Source organism: Nocardiopsis halotolerans DSM 44410 (assembly GCF_000341065.1).
In the GTDB taxonomy this organism is placed as follows: Bacteria; Actinomycetota; Actinomycetes; order Streptosporangiales; family Streptosporangiaceae; genus Nocardiopsis; species Nocardiopsis halotolerans.
In genome coordinates this window covers 1-1,330 of the sequence record NZ_ANAX01000414.1, presented here as the reverse complement: position 1 = coordinate 1,330, position 1,330 = coordinate 1, and the positions used below count along the sequence as shown (strand labels likewise).

At 69.1% G+C, this 1,330-nt stretch carries 1 protein-coding gene; it reads right to left on the bottom strand.

Annotated features, from left to right (window positions below):
- Positions 1 to 1,075: glycoside hydrolase family 5 protein (locus tag D455_RS0128655; RefSeq protein WP_017574082.1), on the bottom strand; the 1,075-nt coding region annotated here is incomplete at its 3' end.
- Positions 1,076 to 1,330 lie beyond the last annotated feature (255 nt).

Sequence of the window (1,330 nt, the reverse complement as noted above, 5' to 3'; positions counted from 1 at the left end):
CCTCACACTCACCCGAGGGCGGATCCGTCGGCTCCTCGGTGGGCGGGTCCGTGGGCTCCTCGGTGGGCGGGTCGGTCGGTCCGCCGCCGTAGATCGGCGCCTCCTCGGCGGTCTCGGCGATGCCGTTGGGGCCGTTGAAGATGCGCTCGCCCCAGGGGGTCAGGCGGTTGACGTCGAAGTCCTCGACCATGTCCAGGTACTCCACGGGGCTGCCGTTGCCGCTCCAGGACCAGCCGACGTATCCGAGGCCGAGGCGCTCGGCGTGGTGCATGATGGCGTCCTCGTCGGGGTTGCCGTCGGAGTGGTCGTGGCCGAACTCCCCGATGATGAGGGGCAGGCCCGCGTCGACGAAGTCCTCCAGGTAGGAGACGATGGTCGACTCCTGCTCGTAGACGCCGTACATGTGCACGGAGAAGACCGTGTTGGCGTGCGGGTCGGAGTCGAACACCGACTGGGCGTTGTCACGCATGGTGCCCTGCCAGTCCTGACCCCAGTTGGGCGCGTCCACGACCAGGGTGTGGTCGAAGCCCGCGTCGCGCAGGCGGTTGATGGCGGCGCTGGTGTCACTGGCCCAGTTCTGGTTGGTCGCGGAGTCGTTGCCGTAGGGCTCGTTGCCGATGTTGACGAGGATGTGGTCCTCCTCGCCCTCGACGGCCTCCTGGATGCGAAGCCAGTAGTCCACGGCCTGGTCGAGTGTGGCGGCGCCGGCCTGTTCTCCGTAACCGGTGGTGTCGTGCACCTCCAGGACGCAGATCAGCTGGTTGGCCTTGCATTCGGCGACGACGTTGGCCACGTCGTCGACGCCGTTCTCCGTCCAGCGGTCGCCGCTGCTGAGGACGACGCGGACGGCGTTGGCGCCCAGCGACTTGATGTCGGCGAACGACTGGGTCTCCTGGGCGAACCAGGTGTGGGCGTGGCTGACCCCGCGGATGACGAAGTCGTTCCCGGCGGCGTCGACGAGACGGCCGTCGCGAACCTGGAAGCCGGTGTCGGCGTGCGCGGGTAGCGAGTGCGCGAACAGGGCCGCCACCAGGGTGATGACCGACCCCAGGGCGATCAACAGGCGTTTGACCATGGGAGGCTACTCCAGACGAGAGTACGGACAACGTTGTCGTGTTGTGGGGACCACCGCCCGTGGGGGCGGGGCCGAAGGGGCGCCGGAGGAGGCGGCAACGATCCCCCGGCGCCCGGTCCTGACGCAGGCGTGGCCTGTTCCGGGGCGAACACGTCGGCGTCGCGGACGTCGTTCCTTCCGCTGCTGGGGTCAGCCGTGGGTCAGGAGGCGCTGCACGTCAGCTCGGGGACGGAGACACTCCCGGTGGAGGTGCCC